The organism is Bradyrhizobium sp. 149 (genome assembly GCF_023073915.1).
Classification (GTDB): Bacteria; Pseudomonadota; Alphaproteobacteria; order Rhizobiales; family Xanthobacteraceae; genus Bradyrhizobium.
Genome location: NZ_JADPKK010000023.1, coordinates 310,444 through 325,780, shown reverse-complemented (window position 1 = coordinate 325,780; position 15,337 = coordinate 310,444). Strand labels below are relative to the sequence as shown.

Annotated in this window: 12 protein-coding genes; 2 read left to right on the top strand and 10 right to left on the bottom strand. The window is 64.5% G+C overall.

All coding sequences use genetic code 11. The features are described 5' to 3' along the window. Window positions 1-2 precede the first annotated feature (2 nt). Both IVA88_RS29290 and IVA88_RS29285 read right to left on the bottom strand, forming a co-directional pair. Window positions 3-2,726 carry a molybdopterin-dependent oxidoreductase gene (locus IVA88_RS29290; RefSeq protein WP_247500672.1) on the bottom strand — a complete coding sequence of 908 codons (2,724 nt, stop codon included), beginning with the start codon at window positions 2,724-2,726 and terminating at the stop codon, window positions 3-5. Next, on the bottom strand, window positions 2,723-3,550 hold the full coding sequence (locus tag IVA88_RS29285; protein WP_247500671.1) for an FAD binding domain-containing protein: 828 nt from the start codon (window positions 3,548-3,550) through the stop codon (window positions 2,723-2,725). The genes IVA88_RS29290 and IVA88_RS29285 overlap by 4 nt, the downstream gene beginning before the upstream one ends. Before the next feature lie 151 nt (window positions 3,551-3,701). On the opposite strand from IVA88_RS29285, the gene IVA88_RS29280 reads away from it, so the two are divergent. Continuing rightward, window positions 3,702-5,051, top strand: a complete 1,350-nt coding sequence (locus tag IVA88_RS29280) for an 8-oxoguanine deaminase (RefSeq protein ID WP_247500670.1) — start codon at window positions 3,702-3,704, stop codon at window positions 5,049-5,051. A gap of 112 nt (window positions 5,052-5,163) precedes the next feature. Here the strand turns inward: IVA88_RS29280 and IVA88_RS29275 are convergent, their stop codons facing one another. The 4 genes from IVA88_RS29275 to IVA88_RS29260 all read right to left on the bottom strand — a co-directional run bounded on the left by IVA88_RS29275 (window position 5,164) and on the right by IVA88_RS29260 (window position 9,868). Beyond that, window positions 5,164-6,240, bottom strand: a complete 1,077-nt coding sequence (locus IVA88_RS29275) for a BMP family ABC transporter substrate-binding protein (protein WP_247501221.1) — start codon at window positions 6,238-6,240, stop codon at window positions 5,164-5,166. Between the two features lie 77 nt (window positions 6,241-6,317). After that, on the bottom strand, window positions 6,318-7,235 hold the full coding sequence (locus IVA88_RS29270) for an ABC transporter permease (protein ID WP_247500669.1): 918 nt from the start codon (window positions 7,233-7,235) through the stop codon (window positions 6,318-6,320). Next, window positions 7,222-8,313, bottom strand: coding sequence for an ABC transporter permease (locus IVA88_RS29265; protein WP_247500668.1), 1,092 nt, complete (start codon window positions 8,311-8,313; stop codon window positions 7,222-7,224). The genes IVA88_RS29270 and IVA88_RS29265 overlap by 14 nt, the downstream gene beginning before the upstream one ends. After that, window positions 8,297-9,868, bottom strand: coding sequence for an ABC transporter ATP-binding protein (locus IVA88_RS29260; protein ID WP_247500667.1), 1,572 nt, complete (start codon window positions 9,866-9,868; stop codon window positions 8,297-8,299). Before IVA88_RS29260 ends, IVA88_RS29265 begins: the two co-directional genes overlap by 17 nt. Window positions 9,869-10,444: 576 nt before the next feature. On the opposite strand from IVA88_RS29260, the gene IVA88_RS29255 reads away from it, so the two are divergent. Then, window positions 10,445-11,554 (top strand): hypothetical protein, encoded by a 1,110-nt coding sequence (locus IVA88_RS29255; RefSeq protein WP_247500666.1) that lies wholly within the window; start codon window positions 10,445-10,447, stop codon window positions 11,552-11,554. A 133-nt stretch (window positions 11,555-11,687) separates the two neighbouring features. On the opposite strand, the gene IVA88_RS29250 is transcribed toward IVA88_RS29255, so the two are convergent. The 4 genes from IVA88_RS29250 to IVA88_RS29235 are packed head-to-tail and all read right to left on the bottom strand — an operon-like array spanning window position 11,688 to window position 15,337. Beyond that, window positions 11,688-12,173, bottom strand: a complete 486-nt coding sequence (locus IVA88_RS29250) for a nucleoside deaminase (protein WP_247500665.1) — start codon at window positions 12,171-12,173, stop codon at window positions 11,688-11,690. 13 nt (window positions 12,174-12,186) lie between these two features. Continuing rightward, the gene (locus IVA88_RS29245) at window positions 12,187-13,719 is read right to left on the bottom strand and encodes an ABC transporter ATP-binding protein (protein WP_247500664.1); all 1,533 of its coding nucleotides are present in this window, start codon (window positions 13,717-13,719) and stop codon (window positions 12,187-12,189) included. Continuing rightward, window positions 13,716-14,399, bottom strand: coding sequence for an isochorismatase family cysteine hydrolase (locus IVA88_RS29240; protein WP_247500663.1), 684 nt, complete (start codon window positions 14,397-14,399; stop codon window positions 13,716-13,718). Before IVA88_RS29240 ends, IVA88_RS29245 begins: the two co-directional genes overlap by 4 nt. A gap of 11 nt (window positions 14,400-14,410) precedes the next feature. Then, complete coding sequence (locus IVA88_RS29235; RefSeq protein ID WP_247500662.1) at window positions 14,411-15,337, bottom strand: ABC transporter permease; 927 nt, start codon at window positions 15,335-15,337, stop codon at window positions 14,411-14,413.

Sequence of the window (15,337 nt, the reverse complement as noted above, 5' to 3'; positions counted from 1 at the left end):
GCCTATCCAAATTTGTCGTGCAGCGCCGGAAACAGCCGGTCCGGCTTGAAAGGCGGCGCGGTGAAGCGGATGCCGGTGGCATCAGCAATCGCGTTGCCGAGGGCGGCGGCGACCGGATTATATGGACTCTCGCTCATCGACTTCGCCCCCAACGGTCCGATCGTGTCGGACGTCTCGGCGAAGAACACCTCGGTGCGGGGCACGTCGGCGAAGGAGGGCAGGTGGTACTCGCGGAATTTGGGGTTGGTGACGCGGCCGTCCGCGTCGATCACCATCTCCTCATACAGCGCCGCACCGAGCGCCTGCGCGACGCCGCCTTCGACCTGACCCCGGCACTGCATGGGATTGGCGACGACGCCAGCGTCGGCCGCATGCACGCTCCTGAGAATCCGGAGCTCGCCGGTGCCCTTGTTCACGGCGACGCGAAAGCCCTGCACGTTGAAGCCGACCGAACGCGGCGTGCCGCTGGAATTGCCGGTGCCTGCGAACGGCTGTCCACGTTCGCGCGCAAGCTTTGCCAATTCCACAAAGGACATGCGCCTCACGCCACTGACGACGGCCTCGCCTTCGAGCGTGCAGCTCCCGACGTCGCAGAGCCATGCGCTGGCGGCGGCCGCCTTCAGCTCGGTTGCAAGCTGCATGGCTGCCGCGTGTGTCGCCTTGCCGGCGACGAACATACCGGCGCTGCCATAGGCGCCGGTGTCGTGGCCGCCATGGGCGGTGTCGGACTGGCGCAGGTGGATCCGGTCGACGGTGGTCGCAAGCGTCGTCGCTGCGATCTGCCGGTGCACGGTGCTGGTGCCGTTGCCGAATTCGGCGGTGCCGACGGTGAGGTCGAAGCCGGCGTCGTCGTTGAGCGCGACCATCGCATCCGCGAGGTGGCCGGCCGGGGGCACCGTGTCGATCATGGTCAGCGCGACGCCGTCGCCGATCAGCCATTCCGGCGACAGGTCCGGCTGCGGACCATCAGCCAGCATCGCGCACTCGACAAGGTCGAGGCACTGGTCGAGGCCGTAGGAGCCGTAGAGCACGTCGTGGAATTCGGACGGCGGCGGCGACAGCATGGGATCGCCCGGCTTGACGACGTTACGGCGACGCATCTCGTAGGGGCTGATGCCGAGTTGCCTCGCCAGCTCGTCGATCGCGGCCTCCACCGCGATCAGCGTTTGCGGCAAGCCATAGCCGCGAAACGCGCCTGCGGGCACCGTATTGGTGTAGACCGCGTAGCCGTCGACCCGCTTGTTGGGGCAATTGTAGACAGCGATGGACTCGGCCAGCGAGTGGAACATCACGGGGCCGGCGTGATTGCCGTAGGCGCCGGTGTTGGAGAGCACGTCGAGCTGAAGCGCGGTGAGCCTGCCATCCGCGTCGGCCCCGGCCTTGATGTGGACCCGCATCGGATGTCGCGTCGATGTCGCGATGAACTGCTCTTCGCGGGTGAGCTCCAGCTTCACCGGCCGTCCCGTCTTGAGCGCGGCGAGCGCCAGAATGTCCTCGACGAACATCTCCTGCTTGCCGCCAAAGCCGCCGCCGACGCGCTCGCAGAAGACGCGAACCTTGTCGACGGGAAGCTCGAAGATATCAGACAGCGCGCGCCGGGTCAGGAACGGCACCTGCGTCGAGGTGCGGACATTGAGGACGCCCGAAGCGTCGAGCCAGGCCAGGCCGCCATGGGTTTCCAGTGCGGCATGCTGCACGCGATGGCTGTGGAAGGTGCCCTCGAAGGTAACGGCGGATGTCGCGAGCGCAGCCGCCACGTCGCCAAATTCGCCATGCGTCTCCGCGGCGAGGTTGCGCGGGGCGTCGGCGACCCGGTTCGCGGTGGTGCGGTCAGGATGAATGACGGGTGCGCCCGGCGCCATCGCCTGCTCCGGATCGATCAGCGCGGGGAAAATCTCGTAACTGACCTTCAGCCGGCGGCATGCGTCCTCCGCGGCGGCCTCGGTGTCAGCGACGACCGCGGCGACCTTCTGGCCGATGAAGCGGACGACGTCGTCGAGGATCCGGGTGTCCTCCGGATCCATCCAGTCCTTCTCGTGCCGCGCGGTCGACATCAGGATCGTTGGCGCATCCTCATGCGTCAGCACCGCGTGCACGCCGGGAGCGCTCAGCGCTTCCGACTTGTCGATCGCGATAATCCTCGCGTGGGCGTGCGGTGAACGGAGCAGCTTGATATGCAGCAAACCATCAATCTGCGTGTCGAACGTGTAGCGCGCCTTGCCGCGCACGACATCGGGGCCTGCTGGCGCCGGCAGGCTGCGGCCGAATGCGGCGCCGGCCTCGACGTTCTCCTCGACATTGGTCTTGCCGAGCAACACATCCTCGATCGAACGATAGCCGGTGCAGCGGCAGATATTCCCCTTCAGCGCCACGCCGAGATCGGTGCGCTGCGCCTGGTTCAGCGAGGCGCAGGTCAGGATCATGCCGGCGGTGCAGAAGCCGCATTGGAAGCCCTGCGCGTCGAGGAAAGCCTGCTGCATCGGATGCGCGCCGCTGTCTCCGCCGAGACCTTCGATCGTGGTGACCGCATGGCCTTCGGCGCGGAAGGCCGGAATGAGGCAGCTATGCACCGGCTCGCCGTCGAGCAGCACGGTGCAGGCGCCGCAATCGCCGGCATCACAGCCCTTCTTCACGCCGAAATGGCCAAGCTCGCGCAGAAACGTGCGCAGGCACTGGCCGGCGCGCGGTGCTTGCGAATACGGCTTGCCGTTGACCTCGAAGCTCATGATGGTGTCGCACTCAGGAGTTCGTCACGGACCTCTTCGGCAAGCCGCAATGTCATGTGCTTGCGCCAGAACGGCTTGCCGTGGATGTCGGTGTGGTAGAGCTCGTCGGTGATGTGCTGCTCGATCGCATCGCGAAGCGCATTCGCGTCGGGGAACTTGGGAAAGGACAGCTGGATCGGTCGTACCGTCGATGCGGTGACCGTGAGCGTCAGTGTGCCATCGCTATCCAGGCTGCCGATCAAAAGCGCCGCCGAGCGGCCGACCGGCGCCAGCGAGATCTGGCGAAAGGCCGTACGACGCTTCATCGCGGCAATCGGGATGTCGATCTGCCGGAGCAGGTCCCCCGTCCCCAGACGGTTGCGCTGGTTGCCGGTGACGAAGTCGGCGACCGGTACCGTCTGTTCACCACCGCCGGCCTTCCAGATGGTGCAGAGGCCGTCGAGTGCTGATGTGAGCGAGATCATCGGCCCCGCTGGAAGCGACATGCAGAGATTGCCGCCGACAGTGGCTGTCTTCCAGATCTTGAACGAAGCAAGGAAGGCGCGGCAGCACTGGTTGATCAGCGGTGCCGCAAACCAGTCGGGTGGGCAGACGAATCCATCGAGCTGCGCAACGGTGCAGGTGGCCGCGATGCTGAAATGGCTGTCAGTGACCGTCAGCGCCGGCCATTTCAGGTCGGCCAGATCGACGAGCCGAGTGAGGTGGACTTGCGGCTCCGAGAACAGCCAGGTGCCGCCCGCGAGCCAAGCATCGCCTGGCGCCCAAACGGGCAGCTGCGCGCGCGTTTGCGGATGGGCCACTGTCGTGATGGTATTCAAATCCATGGCTGCGCCAACGCTTCCGCCCGGTGAATCATGCAGATGAGTCTTGCAAGACCGGAGCCAAGTCGCAACAACAAGTCCGCTGGCTGGGAGGCGTTCGGGCGACTTCCGCGTGGAGCAGCCGCCGTCAATGGATGTGAGGAGAAGCAGGATCATGAGCGATGCAAAGCCGATCTGGATCAGGGATCCGCTGGCCATCCTCGCCGACGGAGCCGAGCGCGGCGTCGTGGTGAAGGACGGCCAAATCGTCGAGCTGGTGCCGGCCGGCGGTGCGCCCGTAACCGCGGATGTCGCGGTGTTCGACGCTGGCGACCACGTGGTGCTGCCGGGCCTCATCAACACCCATCACCATTTTTACCAGACGCTGACACGGGCGCTGCCGGCGGCGATGGACCGCGAGCTGTTTCCGTGGCTGCAGGCGCTCTATCCGGTGTGGGCAAAGCTGACGCCGGATGCGCTCGATCTCGCGGTAACGGTGGCGATGTCGGAGCTTCTGCTCTCGGGCTGCACCACCACGACGGATCATCACTACGTATTTCCGGCAGGGCTCGAAGATGCCGTCGATATCGAGGTGGCGGTGGCCAGGCGGCTCGGCGTGCGCGTGCTGCTCACGCGCGGCTCGATGAACCTGTCGCAGCGCGACGGCGGTCTGCCGCCCGATAGCGTCGTGCAAGATGAGGACTCCATCCTCGCGGACAGCGCGCGCGTGGTCGCCAAGCACCACCAGCGCGGCGCGGATGCGATGGTGCAGATCGCGCTTGCGCCTTGCTCGCCCTTCTCGGTGACGACGTCCTTGATGCGCGCCACCGCCGATCTCGCCGACAAGCTCGACGTGCGCCTGCATACTCATCTCGCCGAGACTGAGGACGAGAACAGGTTCTGTCAGGAGATGTATGGCTGCCGTCCGCTCGATTATCTCGAGCGATGCGGCTGGCTCAATGCGCGAACGTGGCTCGCCCATGGCATCTTCTTCAACGCGGACGAGATGAAGCGGCTCGCCAAAGCGAAGACGACGATCAGTCATTGCGCGTGCAGCAACCAGCTTCTGGCCTCCGGCTGCTGTCCCGTCTGCGAGATGGAGGAGGCCGGTGTCGGCATCGGCATCGGCGTCGATGGCTCGGCCTCGAACGACGGATCGAACCTGATGCAGGAAGTGCGGGCCGCGTTCCTGCTGCAGCGGTCGCGTTATGGGGTGACGAAGGTCAGTCACAAGGATGCGCTGCGCTGGGCCACGAAGGGCTCGGCGGCCTGCGTCGGCCGGCCGGAACTCGGCGAGATTGCGGTCGGCAATGCGGCCGATCTCGCGCTGTTCAGGCTCGACGAGCTACGCTTCTCCGGCCATGGCGATCCCCTCGCCGCACTGGTGCTGTGCGGGGCGCATCGGGCCGACAGGGTGATGGTGGCAGGAAAATGGGCCGTGATCGACGGCGCGATCCCCGGCCTGGATGTGGCAGACCTCATTCGCCGCCACAGTTCGGCGGCGCGAGCCATGCACGCGGGATAACAACCAGGCGAAAATAGAAAGAGGGGGCGACCACAAGTGCCGGGTGCTTCTGGCCACCCCCTCCGAACCTGTTCCGGGAGGAGCAGGTGATCTAGGCAATGCAAGAAGCGTGCTACTTGCCCGGCAGCTTGTCGTCGATGCCTTTGACGTAGAAATTCATGCCGAGGATCTGGCCGTCGTCGAGATTGGCGCCGCCCTTGCACTCGACCGGCTTGCTGTCCTGCCCAACGACCGGGCACTTGAACGGATGCAGCTTGCCCGCGGTGATCGCGGCCTGTGCATCCTCGGCGAGCTTCTTCACGTCGTCAGGCATGTTGGTGTAGGGCGCCATCGCGAACATGTGGCTGTCGAGGCCGCCCCAAGTGTCCTCGGATTTCCAGGTGCCGTCGAGTTCCGCCTTGACGCGGGCGATGTAGTACGGACCCCAGGTATCGAGGATCGAGGTCAGCTGGGTCGTCGGCCCGAACTTGATCATCTCGGAATCCTGGCCGAAGGCGAGCTTGCCGCGTTCGCTGGCAATCTGCATTGCGGCCGGCGAATCCGTGTGCTGCATGATGACGTCGGCGCCCTGGTCGATCAGCGCCTTGGCGGCGTCGGCTTCCTTGCCCGGATCGAACCAGGTGTTGGCCCAGATAATCTTGACCTTGATGTTCGGGTTGATGGTCTGCGCCGCGAGGATCGTCGCGTTGATGCCGGAGACGACCTCCGGGATCGGGAACGAGCCGATGTAGCCGAGCACACCGGACTTCGACATCTTGGCCGCGATCAGGCCCTGGATATAGCGGCCCTGGTACCATTTGGCCGAGTACGTCGACATGTTCTTGTCGCGCTTGTAGCCGGTCGAGTGCTCGAAATGCACGTTCGGATACTTCTTCGCGACCTTCAGCGTCGGATCCATGTAGCCGAACGACGTGGTGAAGATCAGTTTGTTGCCGGCGCGGACGAGCTGCTCGATGGCGCGCTCGGCGTCGGGACCTTCAGGCACATTTTCCAGATAGGTGGTCTCGATCTTGTCGCCCAATTCCTTCACCAGCGCTTGGCGCGCGAGATCGTGCTGGTAGGTCCAACCGAGGTCTCCGATCGGACCCAAATAGATGAAACCGACTTTCAGCTTGTCGGCGGCGGAGGCTGCACTGACGCTCCCGGCAAGCAAGAGCCCAGCAGCCAGCGCAAGAAGTGATTTCCTCATCATCAATCTCCAAACATCAGGGGAAAGCCACGATCCGCAACGCACGCGCCCCATCGCGCACGCCGCGGAAATGAAACTCAGCGATCCGGCACGAACACGGTGCCGAGCGCGGCCGGCGCGGTCGATCCGCCCGTGCGCGCGCGGGAGAGCAGGACCAGGACGAAGACGGTCGCAAGGTAAGGCAGCGCCGACATGAACTGCGAGGGAACGCCGACGCCCCACCCCTGCGCGTGCAGCTGCAGGATCGTCACCGCGCCAAACAAGTACGCGCCAACCACGAGCCGTCCCGGCCGCCAGGACGAGAACACCACCAGCGCCAGCGCGATCCAGCCGCGGCCCGCGGTCATGCCCGGAATGAAGAAGGGCGTATAGGCGAGCGGCAGATAAGCGCCGGCAAGCCCGGCGCAGGCGCCGCCGAACATCACGGCGATGGTTCGGATGCGCAGCACGGGGTAGCCGAGCGCATGCGCGGAGACGTGGTTGTCGCCGCAGGCGCGCAGGATCAATCCTTGCCGCGTGCGGTACAGGAACCACCAGACGCCGACGACCAGCGCCAGCGAGAAACAGACGAAGGCGTCCTCGCCGAACAGCACGCGGCCAACCAGTGGAATCTCGGTGAGGCCTGGAATGTAAAGATGCAGCGCCGGCGTGATGCGTTCGCCGACGAACCCCGCGCCGATCAGGCCGGAGAGACCGACGCCGAGAATGGTCAGTGCGAGACCTGTTGCAACCTGATTGACCGCGAGCCCCAGTGCCATCAGCGCGAAGACCAGTGACATCATCGTGCCGGCGACGATGCCGAACAGCGCGCCGATGAAGATCGAGCCGGTCAGCCAGGCGCCGGCAAAGCCGCAGGCCGCTCCGACGATCATCATGCCCTCGACGCCGAGATTGAGCACGCCGGATCGTTCGGTCACGAGCTCGCCGGCCGCCGCGATCAGGAGCGGCGTCGAGGCGGCGAGCACTGCGAGGATGATGGCTTCAACCAGCTCCACGAGCCACCTGTCGGTTCGGAAAGACCAGCTTGAAGCGGTAGAGAATAAGGGAATCGCAGGCGAGCACGTAGAACAGCAGGATGCCTTGAAAAACCTTGGTGACGTCCAACGGGATCTTCATTGCGATCTGGGCCTGCTCGCCGCCGATAAAAGTCAATGCGAGAAAAAGGCCTGCAATTAGTATTCCAAGCGGGTTCAATCGGCCGAGAAAGGCAACAATGATCGCGGTAAATCCGTAACCGGGCGAGATGCCAGGCTGAAGGTGTCCGATGGGACCCGCGACCTCGATGATTCCGGCGACGCCCGCCAGCGCGCCCGAGACAGCGAAGGTCAGGATGATCAACTGGTTGGAATTGAAGCCGCCGAACCGCGCGGCACGGGGCGCCGCACCGACCACGCGAATCTCGAATCCCTTGATGGTGCGGCCGAGCAATATGGCCACCGCCGCGACGACCAGCAGCGCGATGATCGAGCCGAGATGCAGCCGGCCGCCTTCGATCAGCAAAGGGACTGTTGCAACCGGATCGAACTCGGCCGTGGTCGGGAAGTTGAAGCCGTGCGGATCGCGCCAGGGTCCGCGCACGAGATAGTCGAGGAAGAGGTCGGCGACATAGACCAGCATCAGGCTGGTCAGGATCTCGCTGGCGCCGAACTTCACCTTGCAGATTGCCGGGATCAGCGCGTAGAGCGCGCCTGCGGCGGCGGCGAGCACGAGCATGACCGGCAGCACCCAGACACCGGCGTCGGTGCCCTGCGTCTTCACCGCAATCCAGCTTCCGGCCACGGCACCGATCAGGAACTGCCCTTCGGCGCCGATGTTCCAGGCATTGGCGAGATAGCAGAGCGACAGCCCGATCGCGATCATCACCAGCGGCGTCGCCTTCACCGCGATTTCCTGGAGCGAATAGCTGTCGGTCAAAGGCGCGATGAAATAGGCGTGCAATGCGAGCAGCGGATTCTTGCCGAGGATCGCGAACAGGATGACCATGGTCAGGATCGTGAGGCCGATCGCGATCAGCGGAGAGATCAGCGCGATCGTGTTGGAGCGCTCGGCGCGCTTCTCAAGCACCAACTGCATGCGCGGCCTCCTTCGGCTCCAGCGTGCTGCCGCCCATCAACAGCCCGAGTTTCTCGCGCGTCGCCTCGCTGGTGGCGAGCGGAGCGGACAGGTGGCCATGGAACATCACGGCGATACGGTCGGCGATTTCCGCGAGCTCGTCGAGGTCCTGGCTGGTCACGAGCACGGCGGCGCCTGCCGTCGCGAGATCAAGCAGCGCCTGGCGGATGACTGCGGCAGCGCCGGCGTCGACGCCCCAGGTCGGCTGGCTCACCACCAGCACCGCGGGATTGCGCAGGATCTCGCGTCCGACGATGAATTTCTGCAAATTGCCGCCGGAGAGGGACGCTGCTTCCGGATCGCGCTTGGCCTTGCGGACGTCGAACGTCTCGGTTGCGCGGTCGACCGTCTTCAGAGTGGCGGCAGTATCGATGAAGCCGTGGTGGACCATTCCGCTGGCGGCGTGCCCGGTGAGCAGCGCATTCTCCGAAAGCTTCATGCGCGGCGCGGTGCCGTGGCCGAGCCGCTCCTCGGGAACGAAAGCTGCGCCGAGCTTGCGGCGCTGCGTGATCGAGAGATGGCCGGCAGCAAGGCCTTCGATCACGATCGTGCCGGGATCCTTCGACAGGCGTTCGCCGGACAACGCCGCGAACAGTTCGTCCTGGCCGTTGCCGGCGACGCCGGCGATGCCGAGGATCTCGCCGCCTTTCAGCTCGAACGAGATGTGCTCGAGCCGCACGCCGTGCGGCTCGGCGGGGGCAAGCGAGAGGTCGTTGACGACGAGGCGCGGTACGGTGGTCTGCCGGCCGGCGGCCGCCTTCACTTGCTTGATCTCGCCGCCGACCATCATGCGCGCGAGCGAGGCCGCGGTCTCAAGCCTGGGATTGCAGGTTTCCACCTTCTTGCCGCCGCGCAGGATCGTTGCGGTGTCGCACAGGCGCTTCACCTCCTCGAGCTTGTGGCTGATATAGAGGATAGCGCGACCTTCGGCCTTGAGCCGCTCCAGCACGATGAAGAGCTGGTCGGCTTCCTGCGGCGTCAGCACAGCGGTGGGCTCGTCAAGGATCAGGAATTGCGGATCCTGCATCAGTGCGCGGACGATCTCGATGCGCTGGCGCTCGCCGACCGACAATTGCCAGACCTCGCGTTTGGGATCGAGCGGCAATCCATAAGTCTTCGACACCTGCTCAAGCCGCGCCGACATGTCCTTGAAGGATTCTCTCCCGTCGAGGCCGAGTGCCACGTTCTCGGCCACGGTCAGATTGTCGAACAGGGAGAAATGCTGGAACACCATGCCGATGCCCCGGCTGCGCGCTTCCGAAGGACCGGACAGCACGATTGGCTGGCTCTTCCAGAAGATCTCGCCGGCGCTGGGCTGGATCAAACCGTAGATCGCCTTGACCAGCGTCGACTTGCCGGCGCCGTTCTCACCCAGCAGCGCGTGGATTTCCGTGGGCCAGATATCGATGTCGATTGCATCGTTGGCGAGGAAATCCCCATAGCGCTTGGTGAGCCCGATCGTCCTGAGGAGCGGGGACTCGCCGGAATACAGGCCGTTAGTCGTTGGATCCAACATTGGCTGATGCGCTGGCATAGGGAGAAGTGCCTCAATAGTGGGCTAGTTTGAACCGCAGCGTAAGGTGTGAAAAAGCGTCATGCCTTGCTCAACGCTTCGGCAGGTCCGGCCGGCATCGCGTATAGTCCTCGCTTCGGGACGGTCGCCCCAGCTATCTCCGTTGACGGTAGCCGCGATCGGCTTCAGTGCGATGTCTGTTGCAAAATTGTGACGGTTCGAGCAAATCGGAACCCGCGATGCGGGCTTGACGCGAAGTTGAGCAATGGTGTGCCACCACACGTATGCATTGCCGTGCAGTAACGATGATCGTCTCCGAAGATCACGTTGGCGCTCCCACACGACGCGAAAGGCAAGCAAAATCAAACGGGAATATTCGGCAATCACCGGCCTCGCGTTGCAGGTCGCAGCGAGACGCGAGACGCAAACGCTCTTCAATTATGTTCCGAGACGCCGCTCGATGCGCAAACAAGCGGCATGCCTTGAAACAAGTTGAGGCTTCTCACTCCGGGAGATCGGCGCAAGTGTCGCACCCAAGGGACGTTCATTTTTACGTGTCCAAACTTGGGGGTATTCAGGATGTCGTTTCGTTTCAAGGCAATTGCAGCAGGGGCGCTGTCACTTGCTACGCTCGCTACCGGTAGCTTGGCTCAGGCGGCAGATCTGCCGGTCAAGGCCGCCAAGAAGGCTGCTGACCTTCCGTTCTTCCTGGTGATCGACGATCGCGTCACCTTCTCCTACATCTTCAATGCCTCGCAGCCCGGTGCGTTCACCAACACCAACGGCGTCATCAACGCCAAGACGACGAAGCAGGTCTACTCCTTCACCCACTTCGATGCCTGGGCTTACGGCACCAACTTCTTCACCATCTCGATGTTCAAGTCGGACCACAACGATCCGGCAGGCCCGTGTACCGCCACAGGCGTAATCGTGTCGCCGGCTGCAGGCTTCGCGGCGACGCCCACAAGCTGTGCCGGCGCGACGGAAATCTATGGCCTTTTCCGCTCGACCTTCGGCTGGAACGAGATCTTCAACACCAAGGCCTTCACTCAGGGCCCGCTGCATAACATCTCGTTCGAAATTGGCATGGATGCCAACACGGAGAACCGGTATTTCGGCGCCGCCAAGCGCGACGTTGTCGCCGGTCTGCAGTTTGCCTTCGATCTTCCCTACAAGGGCTACTTCAACGTAGCGCCGCTGGTGTATTGGGAGTTCGCCAACCACAACTCCTTCTCTCAGTGCGGCGCTGGTTGGTCCGCTCCGTGTATTGCCGATGGCAATACGTCGTTCAAGCCGACCTGGGCCGTTGAAACGAACTACTACATGGATCTCGGCTTCCTGCCGCCGAACATGCAGTATTTCTCGATCAGCGGCCGCGCCGGCTGGTACGGCAAGAAGGGCACCGACACCGAGCCGCTTCCCGCCAGTGTCGTGAACGGCGTCTATCCCACCAAGGTCGAGTTCAATTCCGAGCCGATCCGCCTGACCCTCGATGCCTCGAAAGCGATTTGGGGTGATAAGTACTCGCACTTCGTCGACGTCTGGGTCGCCTATCGGTACTGGCAGAACAAGTTTGGCCTCGATCACAACAACGCCGTGGCCTGCACCACCCTGGTCGGTGGAGCCAAGGTGAGCACCGGCTCCTGCACCGAGTCCTCGCTCTACTCCGGTATTACCGTGAAGTTCTAAACACCTGACACTCTTCAGGTGAACGACGATGACGCCGCGTCAAACCTCCGCGGCGTCATCTCCGTTTGTGGGATGGGGCCTAGCCGTCAGGCAGCCCCTCGCGAGCGCGGGCGAGGTCCGCTCCGGGCGCCGCCTACTTCGTCCACACGCCGTCGTGCAGCGCTTCGGCCTCGTCTTCGAGCAGCGGCCCCGCAACCTCTGTCGGCCGCTGGCCGCTGGCAAAGACCTCTCGGCAGGGCAGGTCGAGCGTCGGGTTCTCCGGATGATCGCCGGTGATGCCGCGCAGGCGATGCTCGCTGAGGCCATAGACGACACGGCCGATGCCGGCCCAGTAGATTGCGCCGGCGCACATCGCGCAGGGCTCGGCGGAGGAATAGAGCGTGGCCTTCGCCAGCACCTCGCGGCCGAGCGTGCGGCAGGCCTGCGTCGCCGCAAGACGTTCGGCATGCGCGGTGCCGTCATGATCCGGCATGTAGCCGTTCTCGGCCTCGATCAGCACCTTGCCTTCGACATCGACGACGATGCAGCCGAAGGGATGGTTGCCATGGGTGAGGGAACGGCGGGCGACCGCAAAGGAAAGACGGAGGAAGTGCTCGTCGCGCCCGGATCCGCCGCTCATTACTCTTCCCTGGTCAATGTCCCGCCATATGCCGGCCGATCACGGTGAGATCGGCCTCGCTGGTCCGTGCTTCATACACGAATTCGCCGTGGAACATCACCACCAGCCGATCAGAGAGTTCAAGCAGTTCGTCGAGGTCCTCGCTGACCAGCAGCACCGCGGCGCCGCGGTTGCGCGCGGCCATGATCTCGGCATGGATCTGGGCCACCGCTGCGAAATCGAGCCCAAAACAGGGATTGGCTGCGATCAGCACCTCGACGTCACCGCCGAGCTCGCGGGCCAGCACGGCGCGCTGGACGTTGCCGCCCGACAGTGCCGAGATCGGCGTCTCCGGCGTGCGGGTCTTGATCTTGTACTGGGCGATCTTCTTCCTGGCGTCGCCGCGAAAGGCGCCGCGGTTGAGCCACCAACCGCCGCTGGCGAACGGGGCGCGGTCGAACTCGCGGAAGGCGATGTTGTCGGCGACACTCATGCCGCCAACGCAGGCGTTCTTCAGCGGCTCCTCGGGCAGGAGCGACATCTTGTGCCGCCGCATCTCCTCGCGGCTGGCGCGATAGGGATCGCCAGCGACGCGGATCTCGCCACTCTCGGCTTCGCGCTGGCCGGCCAACACCTCGACCAGCTGGCGCTGGCCGTTGCCTGAGACGCCGGCGATGCCGACGATCTCGCCGGCACGGACGGTGAGGGAGACGTCATGCACGGCGATGGCGCCGGCGTCGTCGAGTGCGCGCACCTTCTCCAGCTCCAGCCTCGCCATGCCGGCCTCACCGGTGCGCGGCGGTTGTACCGTCAGCTCTTCGGCGCCGATCATGGTGCGCGCCATCGCATCCGGCGTCAGCTCGGAAACCTTGCCGGCGCCGGCGAGCTTGCCGCGGCGCAGGATCGTGACGTCGTCGGCGAAGGCCATGACCTCGCGGAACTTGTGCGTAATCATCAGGATGGTCAGCTCGCCCCTGACGACCATGTCGCGGAGCATGCCGAGTACTTCGTCGGCTTCCGCCGGCGTCAGCACCGACGTCGGCTCGTCCAGGATCAGGAAGCGGCGCTTCAGGTAGAGCTGCTTGAGGATCTCGCACTTCTGCCGCTCGCCCGCGGAGATGTCGGAGACTTTTGCGGCGAGTGGTACCTTGAACGGCATGCGCGCGAGAAAGACCTCGAGCTCCTTCATCTCTTTCGGCCAATTCACCACGGCCGGCACGTCATCGCGCGCCAGCACCAGATTTTCGGCGACCGTCATCGCCGGCACCAGCGTGAAATGCTGGTAGACCATGCCGAGGCCGAGTGCGTGGGCGTCCTTCGGATTGCCGATCGCCTGCTCGCGCTCCCCGACGAGGATGTCGCCCTCGGTCGCGTGATAATAGCCCATGATGCATTTGACGAGGGTCGACTTGCCGGCGCCGTTCTCGCCGAGCAGCGCATGGAACGAACCCGGCCGCACTTTCAGCGCGACGTTGTCCAGCGCCAGGAAATCACCGAAACGCATGGTCATGGCAATGGCATCGACGCCGAAGGCGCCCGATGGCGGTGGCGCTTCGCCGACGATCACGAAATCGCTCCGATGAAGGCCTCGGAGGTCGAGACCGCGCCGAACACGCCGCCCTGCATCTTGATCATCTTCAGCGCGTGCTCGTGGTTGCTCTTGTCAGTCGCACCACAGCAGTCATGCAACAGCACGCATTCGAAGCCGCGGTCGTTGGCCTCGCGCATGGTGGTGTGGACGCAGACGTCGGTGGTGATCCCGGTGAGAACGATGTTGTCGATGCCGCGCACGCGCAGGATCAGCTCCAGATCGGTGGCGCAGAACGAGCCCTTGCCGGGCTTGTCGATGATGGGTTCGCCGGGCAGCGGCGCCAGCTCCGGAATAATGTCCCACCCGGGCTCGCCGCGCACCAGAATGCGGCCGCACGGGCCGGGATCGCCGATGCCGGCGCCGATCTGCCGGGAACGCCAGCGCTTGTTGGCGGGCAAATCCGAGAGATCGGGGCGGTGGCCTTCGCGGGTATGGATGATGTGAAAGCCCTGCTTGCGCATCGCCGTCAGCAGTTTCTTGATCGGCTCGATCGGCGCCCGAGTCAGCGAGAGATCATAGCCCATCTTGTCGACATAACCGCCGATGCCGCAGAAATCGGTCTGCATGTCGATGATGATGAGCGCGGTGTTTTCGGGGCGGAGATCGCCGTTGTACGGCCAGGCATAGGGCTCGGACTTGATGGTGCGCTCGGGCATGATTTCGCTTCCTAGCGGGTGATCGACAATTCGGCCGGGGCTCCGGTGAGCGTGCGCTTCGGCGAGCAGGTGATGATCATGATCGCCAGCGTCAGGATGTAGGGCGCGGCGTTGAAGAGGTGATAGCCGGAGGTGACGCCGACCGATTGCAACGCGGGTCCCAGTGCCGCGGCGCCGCCGAAGGCGAGCGAGGCCCAGAGACACAGCAAGGGGTCCCACCGCGCGAAGATCACGAGCGCTACGGCGGTGATGCCTTGGCCCGACGACAGCCCCTCGTTCCAGCTTCCGGGATAGAATAGCGACAGGAAGGAGCCACCGATACCGGCGAGAAAGCCGCCGACCATCGTTGCGCGCAGGCGGATCAGCAGCACCGAATAGCCCATCGCACGCGCCGCATCCGAACTTTCGCCGGCGGTGCGGATGAGGAGACCCCAGCGCGTGGTACGGAAGGCCCAGTACAGGATCGGGGCCAGCGCCACGCCGATCAGGAACATCACATTGATGCGGAGCGCGGCGCGAAGCTGCGGGATATCGCTCCACCAGCCGAAATCGATCGCGGGCAATCGCGGTGCGGTCGGTTCGATCAGCGGCTTGCCGAGATAGAAGGCGAGCCCGGTGCCGAACAGCATCAAGGCGATGCCGACCGCAATGTCGTTAACGCGCGGCAGCGAGCAGATGCCGGCATGCAGTGCGCCCAGAAGCGCGCCGGTGATGCCGGCAGCGAATACACCGAGCCACGGCGATCCCGTGAGGTAGGAGATGCCGTAGGCGCTCATTGCCCCCATCACCAGCGTGCCTTCGAGGCCGAGATTAATGCGGCCTGAGCGCTCGGTGATGCATTCGCCGAGGCTCACGAACAGGAACGGCGTCGAGACGCGAATGGCGCCGCCGAGCACGGCGAGCGGAACGGTCCAGAGCCCGATCGAGCCGTCTGCCAT

Coding starts and splice junctions, on each gene's coding strand:
- IVA88_RS29290 (WP_247500672.1), bottom strand. CDS start 2,726: ATGAGCTTCGAGGTCAACGGCAAGCCGTATTCGCAAGCACCGCGCGCC.
- IVA88_RS29285 (WP_247500671.1), bottom strand. CDS start 3,550: ATGGATTTGAATACCATCACGACAGTGGCCCATCCGCAAACGCGCGCG.
- IVA88_RS29280 (WP_247500670.1), top strand. CDS start 3,702: ATGAGCGATGCAAAGCCGATCTGGATCAGGGATCCGCTGGCCATCCTC.
- IVA88_RS29275 (WP_247501221.1), bottom strand. CDS start 6,240: ATGAGGAAATCACTTCTTGCGCTGGCTGCTGGGCTCTTGCTTGCCGGG.
- IVA88_RS29265 (WP_247500668.1), bottom strand. CDS start 8,313: ATGCAGTTGGTGCTTGAGAAGCGCGCCGAGCGCTCCAACACGATCGCG.
- IVA88_RS29260 (WP_247500667.1), bottom strand. CDS start 9,868: ATGTTGGATCCAACGACTAACGGCCTGTATTCCGGCGAGTCCCCGCTC.
- IVA88_RS29255 (WP_247500666.1), top strand. CDS start 10,445: ATGTCGTTTCGTTTCAAGGCAATTGCAGCAGGGGCGCTGTCACTTGCT.
- IVA88_RS29250 (WP_247500665.1), bottom strand. CDS start 12,173: ATGAGCGGCGGATCCGGGCGCGACGAGCACTTCCTCCGTCTTTCCTTT.
- IVA88_RS29240 (WP_247500663.1), bottom strand. CDS start 14,399: ATGCCCGAGCGCACCATCAAGTCCGAGCCCTATGCCTGGCCGTACAAC.
- IVA88_RS29235 (WP_247500662.1), bottom strand. CDS start 15,337: ATGGCAGACGGCTCGATCGGGCTCTGGACCGTTCCGCTCGCCGTGCTC.